Source organism: Blautia sp. DFI.3.45 (assembly GCF_020593505.1).
Taxonomy (GTDB): domain Bacteria; phylum Bacillota; class Clostridia; order Lachnospirales; family Lachnospiraceae; genus Blautia_A; species Blautia_A wexlerae.
The window spans coordinates 1-21,784 of record NZ_JAJDMI010000047.1 but is presented as its reverse complement, the minus strand read 5'-3'; the positions used below and the strand labels follow the sequence as shown (position 1 = coordinate 21,784).

15 protein-coding genes and 1 other annotated feature are annotated in these 21,784 nt (G+C 43.2%); of the genes, 4 read left to right on the top strand and 11 right to left on the bottom strand.

Annotated elements, in window-relative coordinates:
- Positions 1-465 precede the first annotated feature (465 nt).
- Together LJE09_RS13915 and LJE09_RS13910 are read left to right on the top strand one after the other, a co-directional pair.
- Positions 466-1,479 carry an N-acetylmuramoyl-L-alanine amidase gene (locus tag LJE09_RS13915; protein WP_161276510.1) on the top strand — a complete coding sequence of 338 codons (1,014 nt, stop codon included), beginning with the start codon at positions 466-468 and terminating at the stop codon, positions 1,477-1,479.
- Between the two features lie 113 nt (positions 1,480-1,592).
- Positions 1,593-2,693, top strand: coding sequence for a serine hydrolase (locus LJE09_RS13910; RefSeq protein ID WP_118614526.1), 1,101 nt, complete (start codon positions 1,593-1,595; stop codon positions 2,691-2,693).
- Positions 2,694-2,805: 112 nt separating this feature from the next.
- Here LJE09_RS13910 and LJE09_RS13905 read toward each other — a convergent pair whose 3' ends face one another.
- The 11 genes from LJE09_RS13905 to LJE09_RS13855 form a co-directional block, all read right to left on the bottom strand.
- Complete coding sequence (locus tag LJE09_RS13905) at positions 2,806-2,946, bottom strand: hypothetical protein (protein WP_154108133.1); 141 nt, start codon at positions 2,944-2,946, stop codon at positions 2,806-2,808.
- Complete coding sequence (locus LJE09_RS13900; protein WP_025580222.1) at positions 2,946-4,175, bottom strand: hypothetical protein; 1,230 nt, start codon at positions 4,173-4,175, stop codon at positions 2,946-2,948. The genes LJE09_RS13905 and LJE09_RS13900 overlap by 1 nt, the downstream gene beginning before the upstream one ends.
- 13 nt (positions 4,176-4,188) lie before the next feature.
- Entirely contained in the window at positions 4,189-5,007 is an 819-nt protein-coding gene (locus LJE09_RS13895) for a PP2C family protein-serine/threonine phosphatase (RefSeq protein WP_025580224.1), read from the bottom strand.
- Positions 4,988-6,895, bottom strand: a complete 1,908-nt coding sequence (locus tag LJE09_RS13890) for a serine/threonine-protein kinase (protein ID WP_227311464.1) — start codon at positions 6,893-6,895, stop codon at positions 4,988-4,990. The genes LJE09_RS13895 and LJE09_RS13890 overlap by 20 nt, the downstream gene beginning before the upstream one ends.
- Positions 6,896-7,204: 309 nt before the next feature.
- The gene (rpoC, locus tag LJE09_RS13885; protein WP_173721773.1) at positions 7,205-10,960 is read right to left on the bottom strand and encodes a DNA-directed RNA polymerase subunit beta'; all 3,756 of its coding nucleotides are present in this window, start codon (positions 10,958-10,960) and stop codon (positions 7,205-7,207) included.
- A gap of 17 nt (positions 10,961-10,977) precedes the next feature.
- The gene (rpoB, locus tag LJE09_RS13880; RefSeq protein ID WP_025580227.1) at positions 10,978-14,838 is read right to left on the bottom strand and encodes a DNA-directed RNA polymerase subunit beta; all 3,861 of its coding nucleotides are present in this window, start codon (positions 14,836-14,838) and stop codon (positions 10,978-10,980) included.
- Between the two features lie 209 nt (positions 14,839-15,047).
- Positions 15,048-17,138 (bottom strand): right-handed parallel beta-helix repeat-containing protein, encoded by a 2,091-nt coding sequence (locus tag LJE09_RS13875; protein WP_195303042.1) that lies wholly within the window; start codon positions 17,136-17,138, stop codon positions 15,048-15,050.
- Between the two features lie 87 nt (positions 17,139-17,225).
- On the bottom strand, positions 17,226-17,597 hold the full coding sequence (gene rplL, locus LJE09_RS13870) for a 50S ribosomal protein L7/L12 (protein ID WP_119253373.1): 372 nt from the start codon (positions 17,595-17,597) through the stop codon (positions 17,226-17,228).
- 110 nt (positions 17,598-17,707) lie between these two features.
- The gene (rplJ, locus tag LJE09_RS13865; protein ID WP_020993201.1) at positions 17,708-18,211 is read right to left on the bottom strand and encodes a 50S ribosomal protein L10; all 504 of its coding nucleotides are present in this window, start codon (positions 18,209-18,211) and stop codon (positions 17,708-17,710) included.
- A gap of 41 nt (positions 18,212-18,252) precedes the next feature.
- Positions 18,253-18,395: a sequence feature (ribosomal protein L10 leader region), on the bottom strand.
- A gap of 521 nt (positions 18,396-18,916) precedes the next feature.
- Positions 18,917-19,546, bottom strand: coding sequence for a uracil phosphoribosyltransferase (gene upp / locus LJE09_RS13860; RefSeq protein ID WP_227311463.1), 630 nt, complete (start codon positions 19,544-19,546; stop codon positions 18,917-18,919).
- A 47-nt stretch (positions 19,547-19,593) separates the two neighbouring features.
- On the bottom strand, positions 19,594-19,776 hold the full coding sequence (locus tag LJE09_RS13855; protein ID WP_008705180.1) for a DUF6472 family protein: 183 nt from the start codon (positions 19,774-19,776) through the stop codon (positions 19,594-19,596).
- Positions 19,777-19,966: 190 nt separating this feature from the next.
- On the opposite strand from LJE09_RS13855, the gene LJE09_RS13850 reads away from it, so the two are divergent.
- Positions 19,967-21,067 carry an FAD:protein FMN transferase gene (locus LJE09_RS13850; RefSeq protein WP_227311462.1) on the top strand — a complete coding sequence of 367 codons (1,101 nt, stop codon included), beginning with the start codon at positions 19,967-19,969 and terminating at the stop codon, positions 21,065-21,067.
- A gap of 593 nt (positions 21,068-21,660) precedes the next feature.
- The coding region (locus LJE09_RS18880; protein WP_227311465.1) for a transposase at positions 21,661-21,784 on the top strand (124 nt) is incomplete at its 3' end.

Here is a 21,784-nt window from a genome sequence, read left to right as displayed (position 1 = left end):
TTTGCAGGATGCTTAGAGATACTTAATCTGCAGAAATCTGCGTTATGAGCAGACCGTCTCACGTGTTTGAGCGAAGTTTGCAACGTAGCGAGTTTGAGAGGGCTGCTCATGCTTTTAGCAGATTTCTGCAGATTTATAGCAGTCCTAGTAAATAATGCATTTAAGACAGTTCAGCAGAGTGCGAAAGACAAGGAAGATATCTGCAGGCGTGCTGACGCACGGCAAAGATATCTGACGCAGGATTTCACACTCTGATGGGCTGGATTAAGATGCATTATTTACTAGAACTGCTATAATATCTCTTAGCGTCCGAAACCGCACACAAAATAAATATTATCCGGCGCGTCCCCTTCACTAACAATTGCATTTCCCCCTCCCTTTTATTATAATAACAACCAAAGCAGGCAAATCAACTTGCAGACACACTATAACATTCTATAAACTCAGGAAAGGACACTATAATATATGAAGAAACCCAGCATGATCAGCATCCTTCTGTTTCTGACAGGACTCCTGTGCATCATAGCCCTGATCTTCTTTAACAGGACCACACTGCACCAGATCCTCACCACTGAAAAAGAAGTCGATACAATCTCCGAACAGATCACTGCAAAACACGACGAAGTCAAACAGGCAGTAGACAATTACACTACCGCCATAGACACAGTCCAGTCAAATATCAATCGCATGAAACAAAAACAGCAAACAGCCACACAGAAGAAAACAAAAGAAAAAGCTGAAATCCCGGAAGAATCTTCATCAAAGCCTTCTGTATTCAGCCAGAACAGCACCAGCGCCCCTTCTGATTCCAGTGCCGGCGTTTTCTCCTCCGATGCCGAAACAGACGGACATATAATAGGAATCGATCCAGGGCATCAGAGTGAGTCCGTAGATATGAGTGCCCCGGAGCCCAACGGTCCCGGTTCTTCTGAAATGAAAGCAAAATGTACCAGCGGAACTCAGGGAACCTACAGCGGTGTTCCCGAATACCAGCTCAATCTGGAGGTCTCTCTTCAACTAAAGGATGAACTGGAACAGAGAGGCTATCAGGTAGTCATGACACGAACAGACAATGAAACAGCCATCAGCAACATGGAACGCGCACAATATGCTGCTGCACAGGGCGCAGAGATCTATGTCCGCATCCATGCAAACGGCGATGATTCCCATACTGCATCAGGAGCACTGACCATGTCGCCCTCTCAGAATAACCCTTATATCCCACAACTGTTTGAACAGTCTGATCGATTATCCCGATGCATCATCGATTCCTACTGTGCTGCAACAGGTTTTCAGAACCTTGGAATCCAGTACACTGATACGATGACGGGAATTAACTGGAGCACTGTTCCTGTTACGATCCTTGAAATGGGATTTATGACAAGCCAGAATGACGATCTGAAAATGAATGACACAGAATTCCAGAAAACAATGGTACAGGGAATCGCAAATGGCATTGACAGCTACTTTGCATCATGATGATGTAAGTGTCAAAAAGCATTTTGCCCCTGACTTGATATCTGCGGATTGCTACGCAGCTTCGCAGTTCCCGCAATCCTGATTACAATAATAATTACGAAAGGAAAACCGCAATGAATAAAAAGCCAAATGAAAAACCTATTTTTCTCTATATAGTGATCGGCATACTGACTGTTGCAGTGATTGCACTGGCAGCTGTTTCATTTTTATCACTGAACCATCTCGTCACACTACAGCAAAAAGTACAGACACTCTCCAAAACCGTAGAGGAGATTTCCACTGATGCAAATACCCTTATCAGTCAGGCAGATCAGTTAGATGAATTAAGAGAACAGGAAAGTTCTGTCAAGGCAGCCACCGGAGAAACATCTCCTGCACAGTCAGAATCCGCTGAACCCTCTTCAGAATCCGAACAGCAGAACGGAACACTTTCCCCTTCCTCCAACAACACATTTACCGACAACACTGATTCCAGCATGGACAATCTCCTGAAACAGGTACAGTCCCTGCTGCCGGCTGATAACGGAACCTGGTCCGTCTATGTCTGCAACCTGCCGAAAGATTCTGAAGGCATGATCAACGATACTCCCATGCAGGCAGCAAGCCTGATCAAACTGTATATTATGGGAGCTGTATACGAAAACTACGATACCCTCTCCCAGTCTCACAACGGAGACGAAATTGACAGTAATATTTCAGCCATGATCACTGTCAGTGATAATGATGCTGCCAACACTCTGGTAAACTGGCTTGGAAACGGCGATGACTCTGCAGGCATGGCAAAAGTAAATGGCTTCTGCCAGGAACATGGTTTCACCAGCACCCAGATGAACCGCCTGCTTCTCGCAAGTAAAGAAAACGGCGACAACTATACATCCGTCAAAGACTGTGGAACCTTTTTAAAGCAGATATACCAGACTGTCAATGGAACCCTTCCCGCTTCTACTCTTCCAAACGCAGATGCAATGTATTATCACTTAAAAATGCAGCAGCGTAAAAACAAGATCCCTGCACAACTTCCAGAAGGCGTCGGTACTGCCAATAAGACCGGCGAACTTGACACTGTAGAAAATGATGCAGCGATCATCTATGATACAGCCAAAGGAATTGATCTTGTAGTATGCTTTATGTCACAGGATCTTACTGATACTGGTGCAGCCCAAAGCACCATTGCTGCAGATGCACGTGCTATCTACGGATATTATAATGAATAAACACACTCTTCTGAATCTACAGTCTATCCAGATAATTGTCATAAATCAGACAGATATTCGCAACCTCCGCAGGGGACTTACTTGATTCGGTTAAAAGAAGGAGGCACATCCCTTAACGGGTTGTGCCTCCTTCTGCAAATTCAACAGGAAGAATCGTCAATGTCTCAATCTCTTCCCCTTTTATTTTCTTTAATAAAAGTTCCACAGCCTTTCGTGCCATATCCGGCACCGGCTGTACAATTGTTGATACCATTATGCCTCTTCAGCTTCCCCCTCTTCATAGGACTTCTCCCATATCTCCGAAAATACTGCCAGCGGACAGTCTGTGAGAAGGCACATGAGAAGGAAACATTCGTATGGATTTACTATGTATATCTCTCCCATTCCACATCGAAGCAGAATATCCTGAATCTCATCCAGAAAATGCTTGTATCTGTTAAAAGGATCATCATCCTCCATTTCCTGGGATACGATAAAGAATTCCAGTGTGATCAGGTCAAAGCGCTCCACCGGGAGTTTGTGGCTTAAAATATTTGTAATCCTCTGCCTGCTGAAACGCTTCTGGCTGAAATGCTTTGCCAGAATGGAGGCAGACATTTTCTTCAGATTGCCCATTTTGTTGATGGGGATTCCGCTGCAGATTACTTTTTCCACATCAGAAGGTGTAATTCTTTCTGCTGTCCACACCTTATCCCCACCTTTTTCCTCTTCATCATGCTGATACAGTCCGGCAATAATCTGCTTCGCATGATATAAAAGCTTTGTAAACTCCTGAAATGCCTGACTTTTCTCAGATATGGGATCTACTCTTTTTGATTTCAGTCGGGCAAGATAATCGATCAGTTTCTCCTCCGTATCAAGGCACAGGTTGCTTCCGTATAAAACCTGAGTATTTTCCACTTCCACAGGAGCGAGTATCTCATATTTTTTTTTCAATTCCTCTGCTTTATGATAACCCTGCTGCGTACTGTAACAATACCAGTAGATCACCTCGTCCGGATTGTAAAAATCAAAATCCTGTTCTTTCAGTACTCTTGTCAGGAAATCCGACACATCCTCTGTGGTCATTTTCAACCCAAACCCCAGAAGAAAAACAGTTTCTCTTTTTACAGATGCCTGATTCAGCCAGTTATTCACCAGTGCCGACAACTTGGTAGAGGTAGGATTCATGGATTTGGGCGTATAGGTTTCCTTAAAGGAATCTACTACGATCTCCTTATACACTTCCTGTGGAACCTCCGAGAAGGGTTCTTCCAGCTCTGCCCTTTCATAAATATATCTCTTCAGATGGTCGCCAAAGGACACCAGTTCCATCTCTTTATATAAATAGTGGAAAATAACATCCGCATCTTCGTCTTCAAAACTGTCCAGGCTTACCACCTGCCGAAATCTCTGTGCCGCCCTTCTGGTAAATTCATACTCCTGTACTTTATCAAACGCAACATTCTGTTCAAAATCCAGATCCTGCATACGGTTCTTCATGCTGCCCCACCTCTCATTTTTTATCTTTCAGATTTTTCATCCATTCTTTCATTCTGCGGACTGTATCCAGCTTCTGTACTTCACAGAGCACGATCGTCACATTATCTCTCCCACCTTTTTGGAGAGCATTTTTAAGAAGATCATTTACAATCTCCGGGATTTCCATATCCTGTGACAGAATCGCCTCTATCTCACTGTCCGAAAGCATATCTGTTACTCCATCTGAACACAGAAGATATCTGTATCCCTCCTTATGCTCGATTTCTGTCACAGAAGGTTCCAGTCTCTGCAGCTCTTCAGGAAGTCCAAGATACTGGGTTAACGGGGCTTTCCCAACTGCCGTACCACCAAAAACATGGTCTGTGGAAATCTGCTGAAGCTTACCGCCATCCATAAAATAAATCCTGCTGTCCCCAAGATTGCAGGCAAACATAGACTCTGGTGTAAAGAGGAGCATTGCCATTGTGCTTCCCATGCTCCAAATATGATGATCTGTTCCATATCTGCATACTGCCTGATTCATCTTCTCACATACATCGTCTATAAAATCTTCCGGCATATCCCTCAGCATTCTTTTATTCGCATTATAAAATTTTCCAAATTCTTCTGATGCAAGAAAGGCTGCAATCTCGCCGCAGCTTTCTCCTCCCATACCGTCAAATACCGCCATTGCCGGTGCTCTGTTACCCGAAATAATCTTTGAGCAGATACCCTTTGTTCCTTCATTGTTCACCGGAAGGGATTCCCCAAAACACCAGAAATTATCTTCATTATTTGCCCGGATATTTCCTGTATGGCAGGTATATGCACATTCAATCTGATACATTGCCATTATCTGTCTTTGTTCCTTCTCCCTTCAATGCCTTCAATGAATTGTTCCAGTATTTCTCGCCACGTTTCACGAATTCCTCATTATCTTTTTCGTTATCGTGACACTTTCCATTGGAATCGATCCATCTTATCAGTTCGCCGTCGTTATAATAATAATATTCTGAAGTTTCATCATACCAGATATATGCAAAGAATAACTTCTCTCCCCAGTAGAAATATTCTTCATAAACTCCATCTCCGGATTCTGCCGGATAGACCAGAGCTTTCATGCATTCACTCTCAATATCCAGATTTCCATCTGCCTGCTGAGTGGTCTTTACCCTTCTCAGATATCGCAGAACAGTTCCTTCTGTTCCAACCCAGTCGTAACTGTTAAGATTATCTGTGATAGTTGTTGCCTGCTCCTTGATCGTATCCAGAGCTTTGGAGAAATCTTTGGATCCGGATTTTGTGGAGCTGTATTTCTCATCATCCAAAATTGCGATCGGATTATCCTCCTGTCCTTCCTGAGCATGATCTGTACTTACTCTGTAATAGACTGCGGCCATCATAAGTATCGCTGTACCTGCCACAATTGCAAGCAATGCCCTGCGCAGCAGCTGTTTCTTCCTGCGTCTTCGCTTTCTGGCTTCCACAGCACGCGCAGATCTTATCGCAACTGTTTCTAATGGCGTTTCCTGTGGCTGTATTTTCTGTTCTGCTACAACTGACATTGTTTCTTTATCTGTAAAGCTGCTCTCAGGAACATTGTTTACAGCACGTTTTCTTTTTGCAGCATTCTGAAAATCTGATGTTTTTTTATTTCCCCGGGTATTCTGTACTGACGTATTCTGTACTGTACTTTTTCGTACGTTTTCGGCATCTGATGTAACATTCTGTGCTGCTCTGCCGTTCTGTGCAATTGCACTATATGATTCTGTTTTATCCGTTCCTGCTTTCTGAACACCGTTTTGTAACTGCCGGATTCTGCCAGATCTTCCATTTTTCAGATCATCCAGCACACCATAAAGCTCCTCCGGTGTCTGATATCTCTGTGCAGGATCATAAGCACAGGCCTTCATGATAATACGGGCAAACTGTGTTCCTGCATCCACAGGTGCACTCATCTGCTCTCCTGCAACACGCTTATTTAATGCATTTTCCTTATCCCTGTAAGTGATAAACTGTTTTTCCAGACTCATAAATGGCAGTCTGTTATGATTCATCAGCCTGTACAGCACAATCCCAAGAGAATAAATATCTACCCTGCTGTCATATTTCTCACCTTTATACATCTCAGGCGCCATATAAGAGTAAGTACCTTTCTTGGAAAATCCGCTCATGGTTCGTTCAAGTTCACGTGCAATTCCGAAATCTCCAAGCTTAAAATCGCCAAATCTGGATACAAAAATATTCTCCGGCTTGATATCCCTGTGAATGATCTTAAGTTTCCGGCAATATTCCAGTGCCTTACTCAAATCCATTCCCAGCTTTATTACCTCTTTCTCAGTAAGCTGTTTTTCCGCACAGTAATCCATAAAACTTGTCAGATATTCCATCCTTATGGAAATCTCCCATCCAATGACATCCAGATATTCCATAACCTTAAAATCTTCTACAGAGACAATGTAAGAGTTTCCTCGAAAGTATTCCATGGTACTGATTTCCTGAATACATTCCTCAACCAGATTCTGAAAATACTGTCTTGTGGACTGCTCATCCCCTGTTTCAGAACGTACGCTGTTCAACTCGCTCTGGCTTCCGGGTATATTGATGATCTTGATAGCAGAATAGAAAGATTTTCCACGTTCTGTTCTCTGTGCCTTATACACCTTTCCAAAAGAGCCTTCGCCGATTTTCTCTATGATTTTCCATTCCGGCCATGCTGAAACCGGAAGTTCTTTATCCATATTGCACCTCCATTTCTGTTCAATTTCTATTTCCTTCCCTGTCCCGGTCAATGCTTTTTACAAGCTGTTACCGGAAATAAAAATGTATATTTATCATAACTGTAAAAATACTTCACAGTTCATTACCTGCTCATAATGTACTGGTATTATAACACAAAAAGCAGTTTCTTTGTATTTTTCTCTTTTTTCGGCAATGGAATGTTCCGGAAAATAAAAGAGAACTACCTCGCCGGCAAAATCTGTCGGCACAGATAGTTCTCTTGTGAATTCATATCAAATCAGTCCGGATAAGTTATCTACTCCGTTGGATCATTCGTTGTCTTCTGCATCGTCTGAAGCCTGATCAGCAGCTTCGTCCTCAGCAGCCTCTTCTTCATCAGATTCTTCAACATCGAATTCTTCGTCTTCCGGAAGTTCTTCATCCATTGTGATCATCTCATCATCTTTGATTTCTTCATCTTCCGTAAGTTCTTCGGCTATATCTTCAACCTTTACTTCCGGTTCAGGCATTGTGCTGTTGAGTCTTACATCTCTGTAGCGTTTCATACCGGTACCTGCAGGAATCAGTTTACCGATGATTACGTTCTCTTTCAGACCGATCAGCGGGTCAACTTTACCCTTGATAGCGGCTTCAGTCAGAACTTTAGTTGTTTCCTGGAAGGAAGCGGCTGACAGGAAGGAGTTTGTAGCAAGAGATGCCTTGGTAATACCAAGCATAACCTGTTTTCCATCTGCAGGCTGTTTGCCTTCTTTTTCCATCTGCTCGTTAACGTCCTCGTATTCAAGGAAGTCAACCAGTGTTCCAGGAAGGAATTCTGTATCTCCGTTATCTTCGATACGGATTTTCTTCAGCATCTGACGAACGATAACTTCGATATGCTTATCGCTGATCTCAACACCCTGGAGACGATATACACGCTGTACTTCACGGATCATATAATCCTGAACTGCACGTACACCCTTAATTCTCAGGATATCATGTGGATTTACGCTACCTTCTGTAAGTTCATCACCTGCTTCAAGGATCTGTCCGTCTGTGATCTTGATACGGGATCCGTATGGAATAAGGTAAGTCTTGGATTCACCTGTTTCCTGATCTGTAACGATAACTTCACGTTTCTTCTTAGTGTCATTGATAACAGCAACACCAGGAATCTCTGTGATGATGGCAAGACCTTTCGGCTTTCTTGCCTCAAAAAGCTCCTCGACACGAGGAAGACCCTGTGTGATATCTCCACCGGCAACACCACCACTGTGGAAAGTACGCATGGTAAGCTGTGTACCTGGCTCACCGATAGACTGAGCAGCGATGATACCGACAGATTCACCAACCTGTACCGGCTCGCCGGTTGCAAGGTTCGCACCGTAACATTTCGCACAGATACCAACTTTACATTTACATGTAAGGATTGTACGGATCTTAACTTTCTCGATAGACCCGCCTGTCTGGTTGTCCACGCCTTCTTTCATGATGCGGGCAGCACGTTTCGGTGTGATCATATGGTTGGCTTTTACGATAACTTCGCCATCTTTATTCTTAATTGTCTCACAGGAGAAACGACCTGTGATACGCTCCTGAAGTCCTTCGATCTCTTCTTTACCATCTACAAAAGATTCTACATACATACCTGAGATCTCATCTCTGTTTTCACAGCAGTCTGTCTCACGTACGATCAGATCCTGAGAAACGTCAACCATACGTCTTGTCAGGTAACCTGAATCGGCTGTACGAAGAGCTGTATCGGACATACCTTTACGTGCTCCATGTGCAGACATGAAGTATTCCAGTACGTCAAGACCTTCACGGAAGTTTGACTTGATAGGCAGCTCGATGGTGTGACCGGTTGTATCGGCCATCAGTCCTCGCATACCTGCAAGCTGTTTGATCTGTTTATCGGAACCACGGGCACCGGAGTCAGCCATCATGAAGATGTTGTTGTATTTATCAAGACCGGTCAGCAGAGCATGTGTAAGCTCATCGTCAGTCTTCTTCCATGTATCAACAACTTCTTTGTAACGCTCTTCCTCGGTGATAAGACCACGTTTATAGTTCTTTGTGATAAGGTCTACAGTATCCTGAGCCTGTTTGATCATTTCCGGTTTCTGAGGCGGAACTGTCATATCGGCAATGGCAACAGTCATGGCTGCACGTGTGGAATATTTGTAACCTGTAGCTTTGATCGCATCAAGAACCTCAGCAGTCTTTGTAGCACCGTGAGTATTGATAACTTTTTCAAGAATCTGTTTCAGCTGTTTCTTGGCTACCAGGAAGTCAACCTCAAGAAGAAGTTCATTTCCCGGAACACTTCTGTCTACGAAACCAAGATCCTGTGGAAGGATTTCGTTAAACAGGAAACGTCCAAGTGTAGATTCTACTGTACCGGTCAGAACGGATCCGTCCGGCATTGTCTTGCTGCAGCGAACATGGATTCTGGACTGCAGTGTGATTACTTTATTCTCATAAGCAAGGATTGCTTCGTTTACGCTCTTGAAGAACTTGCCTTCACCCTTGTTTCCAGGTCTTTCCTGAGTCAGATAGTAGATACCAAGTACCATATCCTGTGAAGGAACGGCTACAGGACCACCATCAGAAGGTTTCAGCAGGTTGTTCGGTGATAACAGAAGGAAACGGCACTCTGCCTGTGCTTCCTGTGAAAGCGGAAGATGTACGGCCATCTGGTCACCATCGAAGTCAGCGTTGAATGCGGTACAAACCAGCGGATGCAGTTTGATCGCTTTACCTTCTACAAGGATCGGTTCGAATGCCTGGATACCAAGACGATGCAGTGTAGGTGCTCGGTTCAGCATAACCGGATGTTCTTTGATAACATCCTCCAGAACATCCCATACAGCAGGCTCCAGCTTCTCAACCATTTTCTTGGCGTTCTTAATGTTGTGTGAAGTTCCGTTGGCAACAAGCTCTTTCATAACGAAAGGTTTGAACAGCTCAATGGCCATCTCTTTCGGAAGACCACACTGATAAATCTTAAGTTCCGGTCCTACAACGATAACGGAACGTCCGGAATAGTCAACTCGTTTACCGAGAAGGTTCTGACGGAAACGTCCGGATTTACCTTTCAGCATATCAGAAAGGGATTTCAGGGCTCTGTTTCCAGGACCTGTTACAGGACGTCCGCGACGACCGTTGTCGATCAGGGCATCAACAGCTTCCTGAAGCATACGTTTCTCGTTACGAACGATAATATCCGGTGCGCCTAATTCCAGAAGTCTCTTCAGACGGTTGTTACGGTTGATGATTCTTCTGTAAAGGTCATTTAAGTCAGATGTAGCGAAACGTCCTCCATCCAGCTGAACCATAGGACGAAGATCCGGCGGGATTACAGGGATCACTGTCATGATCATCCACTCAGGACGGTTTCCTGACTCGCGGAAGGATTCTACAACTTCCAGACGTTTGATGATTCTGGCACGTTTCTGGCCTGTAGCATCTTTTAATTCTTTTTTCAGTTCAACAGAATCTTTCTCAAGATCAATTGCCTCAAGAAGCTCTTTGATGGATTCTGCACCCATACCTACGCGGAAATCATATCCATAAGCCTCACGTGCATCCTGATATTCTCTCTCTGTAAGTACCTGTTTGTACTGGAGTCCGGAATTAGCCGGATCCAGTACGATATAGTTAGCAAAGTAAAGAACTTTCTCCAGAGTTCTCGGAGAAATGTCAAGGATCAGTCCCATACGGGACGGAATTCCTTTGAAATACCAGATGTGGGATACCGGAGCAGCCAGCTCGATATGTCCCATACGCTCTCTACGTACAGAGGATTTGGTAACTTCTACACCACATCTGTCGCAGACAACGCCTTTATAGCGAATCTTTTTGTACTTTCCACAGTGGCACTCCCAGTCCTTGCTCGGTCCAAAGATTCTTTCACAGAAAAGTCCGTCTTTCTCCGGCTTTAAGGTACGGTAGTTGATGGTCTCAGGTTTTAAAACCTCGCCTCTTGACCACTCTCTGATTTTCTCAGGGGACGCCAGTCCGATTTTGATGGCATCGAAAGTCATTGGCTGATATGTTTCATTGGCGTTAGTTGTTTCTGCCATGTATTCTTTCCCCTTTCTTACTCTTCGTCATTGTCTTCAAGAGCCTCATCCAGCTCAATGAAGTCATCCTCATCTTCATCCTCGTCAATGTCAACGAGTTCTTCTCCGTCAAACTCCTGCTTTGTATAGCCATGTTTGCCGTAGTCTTCTTCTCTGTCGTGATGTCTTCTGGAATCTCCCTCGATGACAGAACGAAGGTCTGTGTCACCGTAATCTACAGATTCAAGAAGATGTACTTCTGTATTGTCATCCTTGAGTACCTTCACATCCAGACCAAGAGACTGAAGTTCTTTTAAGAGAACCTTGAAGGATTCCGGAATACCCGGCTCAGGAATATTGTCACCCTTGATGATTGCTTCGTATGTCTTAACACGTCCAACAACATCATCGGATTTTACTGTCAGGATTTCCTGCAGTGTGTAAGATGCACCGTATGCTTCCAGTGCCCAAACCTCCATCTCACCGAAACGCTGTCCACCGAACTGTGCTTTACCACCCAGTGGCTGCTGTGTTACCAGAGAGTAAGGACCTGTAGAACGTGCATGGATCTTATCATCAACCAGATGGTGCAGCTTCAGATAGTGCATGTGACCAATTGTTACAGGACTGTCGAAGTACTCTCCTGTACGGCCGTCACGCAGACGCACTTTACCGTCTCTGGAGATCGGAACACCCTTCCACAGTGCTCTGTGGGCTTTGTTCTCATCCAGATACTGCATTACATCCGGTGCTAAAATGTCTTTGTATTTCTCGCGGAACTCTTCAAAGTCTTCTGTGTTTACATAGTCGTTTGCAAGTTCCAGTGTATCCTGGATATCATGCTCGTTTGCACCCTGGAAAATAGGAGTTGCAACGTTGAATCCAAGTGCTTTCGCAGCAAGACTTAAGTGAATCTCCAGGACCTGTCCGATATTCATTCGGGAAGGCACACCCAGAGGATTCAGCACGATATCAAGAGGACGTCCGTTCGGAAGGAATGGCATATCTTCAACAGGAAGTACACGGGAAACAACACCCTTGTTACCATGACGTCCGGCCATCTTATCACCAACGGAAATCTTTCTCTTCTGTGCGATGTAGATACGTACGGACTGGTTAACACCAGGTGACATCTCATCGCCGTTCTCTCTTGTAAATACCTTGGCATCTACGATAATACCGTATTCACCGTGAGGTACTTTCAGAGAAGTATCACGTACTTCACGTGCTTTCTCACCAAAGATCGCACGAAGAAGTCTCTCTTCTGCCGTAAGCTCTGTCTCTCCCTTAGGAGTAACTTTACCAACAAGGATATCGCCGGCACGTACTTCAGCACCGATACGGATAATACCACGCTCATCCAGATCCTTCAGAGCGTCATCACCCACGCCAGGAACATCACGTGTGATCTCTTCCGGTCCCAGTTTGGTATCACGGGCTTCACATTCATATTCTTCAATATGAACAGATGTATAAACATCGTCCATAACAAGTCTTTCACTGAGGAGTACCGCATCCTCGTAGTTATAACCTTCCCATGTCATGAATCCGATCAGCGGGTTCTTACCAAGAGCAAGTTCTCCGTTTGCTGTGGAAGGACCATCTGCGATAACCTGTCCTGCCTCTACGTGCTCACCCTGGAATACGATTGGTTTCTGGTTATAACAGTTACTCTGGTTACTTCTCAGATATTTAGTCAGATGGTAATCATCTTTTGTACCATCATCATTCTTAATGCTGATATCTGTAGATGTGGAACGAAGTACAGTACCGGATTTCTTTGCAACTACGCAGACACCGGAGTCAACTGCTGTCTTCACTTCCATACCAGTACCAACTGCCGGAGCCTCTGTTGTCAGAAGCGGCACAGCCTGACGCTGCATGTTTGATCCCATCAGCGCACGGTTGGCATCGTCGTTCTGCAGGAACGGGATCAGGGCAGTAGCGACGGAGAATACCATACGAGGAGATACGTCCATGTAATCAAACATATGACGCTCATACTCCTGAGTCTCTTCACGGAAACGGCCGGATACATTCTTATGAATGAAATGTCCTTCTTCGTCCAGAGGCTCATTCGCCTGTGCTACATGGTAATTATCCTCTTCATCAGCAGTCATATATACAACCTCATCTGTTACACGAGGATTCTTAGGATCTGCTTTGTCGATCTTGCGGTATGGTGCCTCAATAAATCCGTACTGATTGATTCTTGCATAAGATGCAAGAGAGTTGATCAGACCGATGTTAGGACCTTCAGGTGTCTCGACAGGGCACATTCTTCCGTAATGGGAGTAATGGACATCTCGAACCTCGAATCCGGCTCTGTCTCGTGACAGACCGCCAGGTCCCAGGGCGGAAAGACGTCTCTTGTGTGTCAGCTCACCAAGAGGGTTGTTCTGATCCATAAACTGTGACAGCTGGGAAGAACCGAAGAACTCTTTCACTGCTGCAGTTACAGGTTTAATATTGATCAGGGACTGTGGAGAAATATTCTCTGTATCCTGAGTTGTCATTCTCTCACGAACCACACGTTCCAGTCTGGAAAGACCGATTCTGTACTGGTTCTGAAGCAGCTCACCTACCGCACGTATACGACGGTTGCCCAGGTGGTCGATATCATCGGCATTGCCAAGGCCATATTCCAGATGCATATTGTAGTTAATAGAAGCAAAGATGTCTTCTTTTGTGATATGCTTCGGGATCAGATCATGGATATCTCTGTGGATTGCTGCAATCCTGTCTTCTAATGTATCATTTTCTTCCAGAATGTTTTCGAGAACAGGGTAGTATACTGCTTCTGTAACACCGATGCTCTTTGGATCTTCGATTTCCGGAAGATAGTGGCGGATATCAACCATTAAGTTAGAAAGAACCTTGATTCTACGGTCTTCCTCGCCAAGGATCCATACATATGGAACAGCGCTGTTCTGGATGGTATTTGCCATTTCTTTTGTCACAACAGTTCCTTCTTCTGCCAGGATTTCGCCTGTAGAAGCATCAACAACATCCTCAGCCAGTCTGTGACCAACGATTCTTCTGTTGAGGTGGAGCTTCTTGTTAAATTTATAACGTCCAACTTTCGCAAGGTCATATCTTCTCGGATCAAAGAACATTGCATTGATAAGGCTCTCCGCACTCTCAACTGCAAGCGGCTCACCCGGACGGATTTTCTTGTATAATTCAAGAAGACCTTCCTGATAGTTGGTGGATGTATCCTTTGTAAAACTTGCAAGGATCTTTGGCTCTTCACCGAAGAGATCAATAATCTCTGCATTGCTTCCTACACCAAGTGCTCGGATCAGAACAGTGATCGGAACCTTTCTTGTTCTGTCAACACGTACATAGAAAACATCATTAGAGTCTGTCTCATATTCCAGCCATGCACCTCTGTTCGGGATAACAGTACTGGAGAACAGTCTCTTACCAAGTTTATCATGCGCTATTGCGTAATAGATTCCAGGGGAACGTACTAACTGGCTGACAATTACTCGTTCTGCACCATTGATGACAAAGGTACCTGTAACAGTCATGATCGGTAAATCTCCCATGAAAATCTCGTGTTCGTTGATTTCCTCTGTTTCTTTGTTAATCAGTCTCACTCGAACCTTCAAAGGTGCGGCGTAAGTTGCGTCACGTTCTTTACACTGTTCGATAGTATATTTCGCATCCTTCTCGTCAAATGTAAAGTCGATGAATTCCAGGCTGAGCTTTCCGCTGTAGTCCGCGATCGGAGAAATATCATCAAAGACTTCCCTAAGTCCTTCATCAAGAAACCATTTATAAGAATCCCTCTGGACTTCGATCAGGTTTGGCATTTCCAGGACTTCTTCTTGTCTCTGGTAGCTCATACGCATGCTTTTTCCAGTTTTTACAGAACGAATTCTGTTTTTTTCCATTGACGTTTCACCCCTGTTTTTTCTTTAAATTTATTATAACTTGACCCTTTTTGCCAAAAGACATAAAGGCACATCTTGCCATAATATAGCATTCTTCACTATAGCACAGCAAGTTGCGCCTGTCAATCACTTTTTTGATATTTTTTTAATTTTTTCAAATAATTGCAACAGTCGCTATTTCGTTACTGTGAACGGAGCGAACAGTAACGCTATTTCTTCGGGATTTTACTGTTTCTTACATGGATACGATTTGAATATCCATTTTCTTCAAAACGATTGCCTTTATAACTGCTGATATGAGAACGGATAAATTCCGCCGCATATCCTCTGTTGCCGCGGAAGGAATTTCCGTCTGCCGAAATCCCCTTTGATCCGGCAATGCGCAGACCTGATTTTTTATTGGAACCACAGACATTTCCCTGCACAGAAGAATGATTGCTTCTTATATTGAGTTCAATTCCATTGATCGCATTTTCAGAAACAAAATTATCCGCTACCATTGCTGACTCACATCTCTGCAGAAGAATTCCTCTTGCCTTATTTTTAAAACTGTAATTGCCATCAACCACACTCTTATCAATACATTTTACAAGTATGCCATTTGCCGCACTGGTACTGACTCTGTTGTGTTCAATACGGCTTCCTGCTGCAAGCCCTGAAGCCAGAATCCCATCTTTCATAAATCCGGAGACTGTATTTCCGTAAATCCGGCAGATTTTCTGTGAAGCCTCTGTTCCGACTGCATAAATCCCATATCCGTTTCCGCCGGAAAGATTGTTATAGGAAACTCTGATATTGCTTCCCTTGGCAACACTGATCCCCATATTGTTGTAGGTATGACTATCAGAAAGTCTGACTGTGTTCCCCCTGCATGAACAGTCTTCTGCAAGGGAAAATTTAATTCCGTCGCAATTTCCGCTGATCGTATTATTTCTGGCTGTAACTCCGCGAATAATATATCTTCCCGCCGGAATTCCATTGGTCGTCGGATTTGCTGTATTCTCAGGATCATCATCTTCAGAAGGAATAGTTTCTCCTGCTGAGCCCAGAGATACCTCGCCTGTGATCCAGATTCCATATCCATTCCATTGTTTGCCATCTATTACGGTTGGTTCCAGAACTGTGATCTGATTATCAGCGATCAGAATATTCTCTGCGTACTGATTTCCCTCCGGAGATACTTCCTGACCGCTGACAGTATGTGCATTTCTGGTATAAACAGAACGCACATAAACACCACCGCCCACATTTGTCATGGTATTTCCCGTCACAACCGTATCCTGATAATTCAGGCACCATATTGCTCTCTTTTTCAGATTATTAAACCGGTTGTTACTGATCGTGATATTTTTATACGGTTTATCAAACATCATGCTGTGGCTTCCAATGCCGGCAAATACATCTTCAAAGGTATTATCCTTTATCACAATGTTCTCACAGACACTTCCGTCATATGGAAGATATCCTGGGAAAATTCTCGGCATACAGGCATCCAGCTGGATACATTCCTGTCCGCCGCCTGTAAACTCTTTCCAGTAGCCCCTGAACGTACATCCTGTAATTTCCGCATTCTTCACTCCTGCAAGTTCCAGAAAATGCGATTTAAGGTTATTAAGAAATGTAACATTCTTCACTGTAACATTCGTAGCATGACCGATCCTAAAACCTACAAACCCTCCAGGTCCTCCCTTGTCTTCCACACATTCATAGTTTGAATCCCAGGTTCCGCCATCGATAGTTATATTACGGTATCCCTCGTATCCGCCTGCAGATTTCTGTGTGTCGCCAAGACGGAGCAGGATTTCTTTTCGCGGTGAAGTCTTTGTTATCGTGGCACCCTCTGCATATAGATAGATATTGCTGTACATATGCAAAGTTCCCGTAAGTGTATAATTTCCGGGCGGCACGATAACTTTGCACTGCTTTTCATCCGTTGCCCTGTCCCTGGCCTGTGCCAGCAGTGTATTTAACTTTACAGTAATATCCTCTCCATCCTGCACATTCAGCACAAGTTCCTGCATATTTTCGCGGAACTGATCCGCATCCTCCGCTGAAAAAGTTTCAACGTCTCCATCACTGAAACCGTCGTCATCCCCAAATTCATTCTCTTCAGTTTTCTCTGCCGACTGCGTATCCGGTATTGACACATCTCCAAAAGTCTCTGAATCTTCTGATGAATCTTCAAACATCTGTCCTTCTTCCAGTTCAGCCGCCTGTACTTTTACACCTGCATATGGAGTCAGGCAAAGCTGGGCTGCAATGATGATACCAAATATGACTGCCGTTTTTCTTTTCATCATAGTCTGTAATCCTCCGGCTCTGTAAAAAAAGCAGGAATACCAGTGGCATTCCTGCTTGCAAATCTTCTATATATAATAGGAAGATAATTATTTAAGGTTAACCTTAGCGCCTTCAGCTTCAAGTTTTGTTTTGATTTCTTCAGCTTCTGCTTTGGATGCGCCTTCTTTAACAACCTTAGGAGCTCCGTCAACCATTTCTTTAGCTTCTTTAAGACCTAAGCCAGTTACTTCACGAACAACTTTGATAACTTTAACTTTGTTTGGTCCAACTTCTGCAAGTTCTACATCGAACTCATCTTTTTCTTCTGCTGCTTCTGCTGCTCCAGCTGCTGCTACTACAACACCTGCTGCTGCGGATACACCAAACTCTTCTTCACAAGCTTTTACTAAGTCGTTTAATTCTAATACAGATAATTCTTTGATTGCTGCAATAAATTCTTCTGTTGTTAATTTTGCCATTTTAAATTCCCTCCATATAATATTATTTAATTCGGTAACTCTTCAGCATCCTCGTGGATGGTGATTTTCGAATAGTTACTAGATTCGTTTTATGCCTCTGGCATCAAAAATTATTCAGCTGCTGCTTCAGAGCCGTTTTTCTCAGCGATCTGATTAAGCACACGAGCGAAGTTTGTAATCGGAGACTGGATGCTTCCAAGCAGTTTGCCAAGAAGTTCTTCTCTGGACGGGATTCCAGCCAGTGCCTGAATACCTGCCTGATCGTTGTAGTTTCCTTCAACGATACCTGCAACTAATTCTAAAGCCGGTACTTTCTTTGCGAATTTATCAAGGATTCTTGCAGGAGCAGTTGCGTCTGTAGCAGAGATTGCTATAGCGTTTGTTCCATGTAAGTGCTGGATAAGTTCTTCGCACTGAGTACCTTCGAATGCACGATGCATCATTGTGTTTTTGTATACTTTGTATACAACACCAGCTTCTCTTAATTCCTTACGTAAAGCAGTATCCTGTTCAACTGTAAGACCGCTGTAGTTAACAAGTACTACAGATTCTGCATCTTTCACGTTGTTGATAATTTCGTCTACGATTGGTTGTTTAAGTTCTACTTTTGCCATGAAATGGTACACCTCCTTATAGATTTTGTATACCGCTGCAAATGAGTAAATAAAAAGCCTTACTGTCTGGCAGTAGGGCTTGCGTAATCTTACATAAAAATATAAAGAATACTTAGTCCTCGGTAGGCGTTTACAACTTATGCCTTGCGGCACCTACTGTCTTCGGCAGCGTTCTGGTATAAGATAGCATATGAGATTTGGGTTGTCAAGAGGTTTTTTCGGTTTTTTGTTGATTTTTTCATTAAGGGACGCGTAAGCAGGATTCTCTTTTGGGGTTCAGTTTCGGGAGCAGGAACTCTAAGGCCTACAAAATCTGCTAAGTGCATGAAAAAAGAAGGCAAAACTCGCCTGCGGCTCAGACAGTTGCCTTCTTTTTTCATAACGCAGATTCCGCAGGCCTAAGAGTTGCTACACTCCCTACAAGATTCACCCCAAAAGAGAATCCTGCTCACGCTGGTAGTTGGAAAATTGTCGTTACTGTTCACACACCACTGTCCCGCGAGGTGTTTTGGCATGAATATGCCAAAATTCCATTGCCGCAGGCAATCTGGAATGAATTTTGGCTACGTTACTGTGAACGGAGTGAACAGTAACAAATTGTCAGTATATCATAAAACAAATTTCTGCTATATTGATGCAGGGTGAATTCTTCATATGCGCAGTATAGTACAGTATAGATATAAGATGTAACGAATCACGTTATTCTTATATTGTGCCAAAGATACGGTCTCCGGCATCTCCAAGGCCTGGGCAGATGTAGGCGTGATCGTTTAATTCACGATCAAGATGTCCACAGTAAATCTGAACATCCGGATGCGCTTCGTGGAGACGTTTGAGTCCTTCAGGGGCTACGATGATGCACATGAATTTAATGTTTTTTCCGCCCTGTTTTTTGACAAAGTCAACGGCTGCTTCTGCGGAGCCACCGGTTGCGAGCATTGGATCTACGATCACTGAAATTCGTTCATCAATTGCTTCCGGGAGTTTGCAGTAGTATTCGTGTGGTTCATGGGTTACAGGATCACGATAGAGTCCTACATGGCCTACTTTTGCAGATGGCACAAGTGTGAGAATACTGTTTACCATTCCAAGGCCTGCGCGGAGCACAGGGATAACCGCCAGCTTCTTTCCTGAGATCATTGGTGTCATGCAGGTTTCAATAGGGGTTTCTACTTCTACATTTTCTACAGGAAGATCCCGGAGAGCTTCGTATCCCATGAGGATTCCAATCTCTTCTACTAATTTACGAAATTCATTTGTTCCTGTGTTTTTGTTTCTCAGCATGGATATTTTATGCTGGATCAGCGGATGATTCATAATATAAACGTTTTCCATTATCTTAATTCCTCGCTTAGTTGAATATTTGTTACTTTTTATAAATTCTACATCTGCTTACGTACAATGCGGTATTCGTCACCCATCTTGAAGTATGGACACTGATTGAAGTTTCCGGTGATGAACTTCACCATTTCATCTTCGTCAAGATTTATTTCACAGGTGTAGCATTCATAGTCGTCATCATAACTGTAGTTTACACAATATTCGCAGTTTACTGCATCGGACATTATTTACTCCTCTCTTTGTTTCCGGCATATTTCATTTCTATCCGGTATCTCCTTTTGGATTTTTTATGTTGCCTTTGTACCTGTGCAAAGTTTGCTGTTTCTGATATACTATGGTGTTGGGATCAAAAGATATTTCTTCCCTGAACTATTGCTTATAGCAATTCCATAAAATAACTATGAGGTTACATTTATGATATTATATCATATATCTGCAAAAAAATTAATAACACGCTGTACTTTTTCAATGCTCGCAGCATCTCTTATATTATGTCCGGCTGTTTTTTCCGGATGTTCGGCAAAAACGGAAAATGTCAAAAATACGGATGCCGGTTCCCAGGATCCCATCTCTGCCACTGCGATCAAACTGAATACTGCAGTTACGGTCACTATCTATGATTCTCAGGACAGAGAGCTGCTTACAGAATGCATGAATCTTTGTGACAAGTATGAGAAAATATTCAGCCGCACCGCAGATGACAGTGAATTATATCAGTTAAACCATCGGGAACTTACACCTGTGAAGGGGACAGAGAATACTTATCAGGTGTCGGCTTCTCTGGCGGAGCTGGTTTCTAAGGGACTTGATTATTCTGTATTATCTGAGGGTGCATTTGATATTGCTATTGAACCGCTGACTTCTCTGTGGGATTTTACTGCTGAAAATCCAAAAGTGCCCAAGGACAGTCTGATCCAGGCAGCACTGCCCAAATGTAATTATCACAATATCTCTGTTGATACAGATAAAAATGAGATTACATTAAAGACAGACGATACTGCAATCGAACTCGGTGCCATTGCCAAGGGTTATATCGCAGACCGCCTGAAGGATTATCTGGTTTCTCAGGATGTAAAAAGTGCGATCATCAATCTTGGCGGAAATGTTCTCTGTATTGGCGAAAAAACAGACAATTCTGCTTTTAAGATCGGAATCCAGAAACCATTTGCAGACCGAAGCGAAACTATTGCTGTTATGGACATCAGGGATAAGTCAGTGGTTTCCTCAGGAATTTATGAGAGATGCTTTAAACAGAATGGCACTTTGTATCATCACCTGCTCAATCCTAAAACCGGCTATCCTTATGATAACGGGCTGATTGCAGTTACCATTATTTCCGATCAGTCTGTGGATGGAGATGCGCTGAGCACGACCTGCTTTGCTCTTGGTCTGGAGGATGGCATGAAACTGGCCGAGTCTCTGGACGATGTACAGGCATTTTTCGTAACTTCTGATTATGAGATTCAATATACCAGAGATTTCCAGAAAAAAATCAAAGTTACGGAAACAGAATAAATCTGTCTCTGATGACTTAAATTGAAAAAACAGAAATATAAATCAACGATTATTAACTGGCGTTTTGACTTAATCAATAGATTTTGATTTTCAAATCATACAATCCACACTAATTTCTTGACCTAATTTGCAATTTGTAAATTTCCAGTCAAATATTTTTGCCTGTTCGCTTGACTTAATTTGTTATTCTATAAAATCTCAGTCAACATACTGTTAATTATTTCATGACTTATATGAAACTTTTTTTGATTTAAGTCAATATTGTACATAGCTGACAAAAGTCCCCTGCTTATTGCTTTTCGCAACCTCCGCAGGGGACTTACCCTATTCAGTTAAACTTATCACTCAGCCTGACAGTTCTTCTGACGATTATTCATTTTTAGGATAATAAGCGGGAATCCTCGGCAATTCAATTACCGAGATGAAAGCGCAAACTGTGCATATCTGCACTCATAATAAATAAAAATAACAAAATGATTTTCATTCAATTTCTCCCTTCTCCTCCCTATAAAAAGCTGTATCCAGCATTATAAAAAAGAAAATATGTTCGATATTTTATTGCGAAATTTTTGATATCATGGTATACTATATGCATGAAAGAAAATCTTATACATTACCGCACTTGTGTGTGTAATATTAATTACCATATGGTATGGTCAGTGAAATACCGGCGGAAGATATTAAATGCGGAGGTCGAGGCATATCTGCAGGAACTGG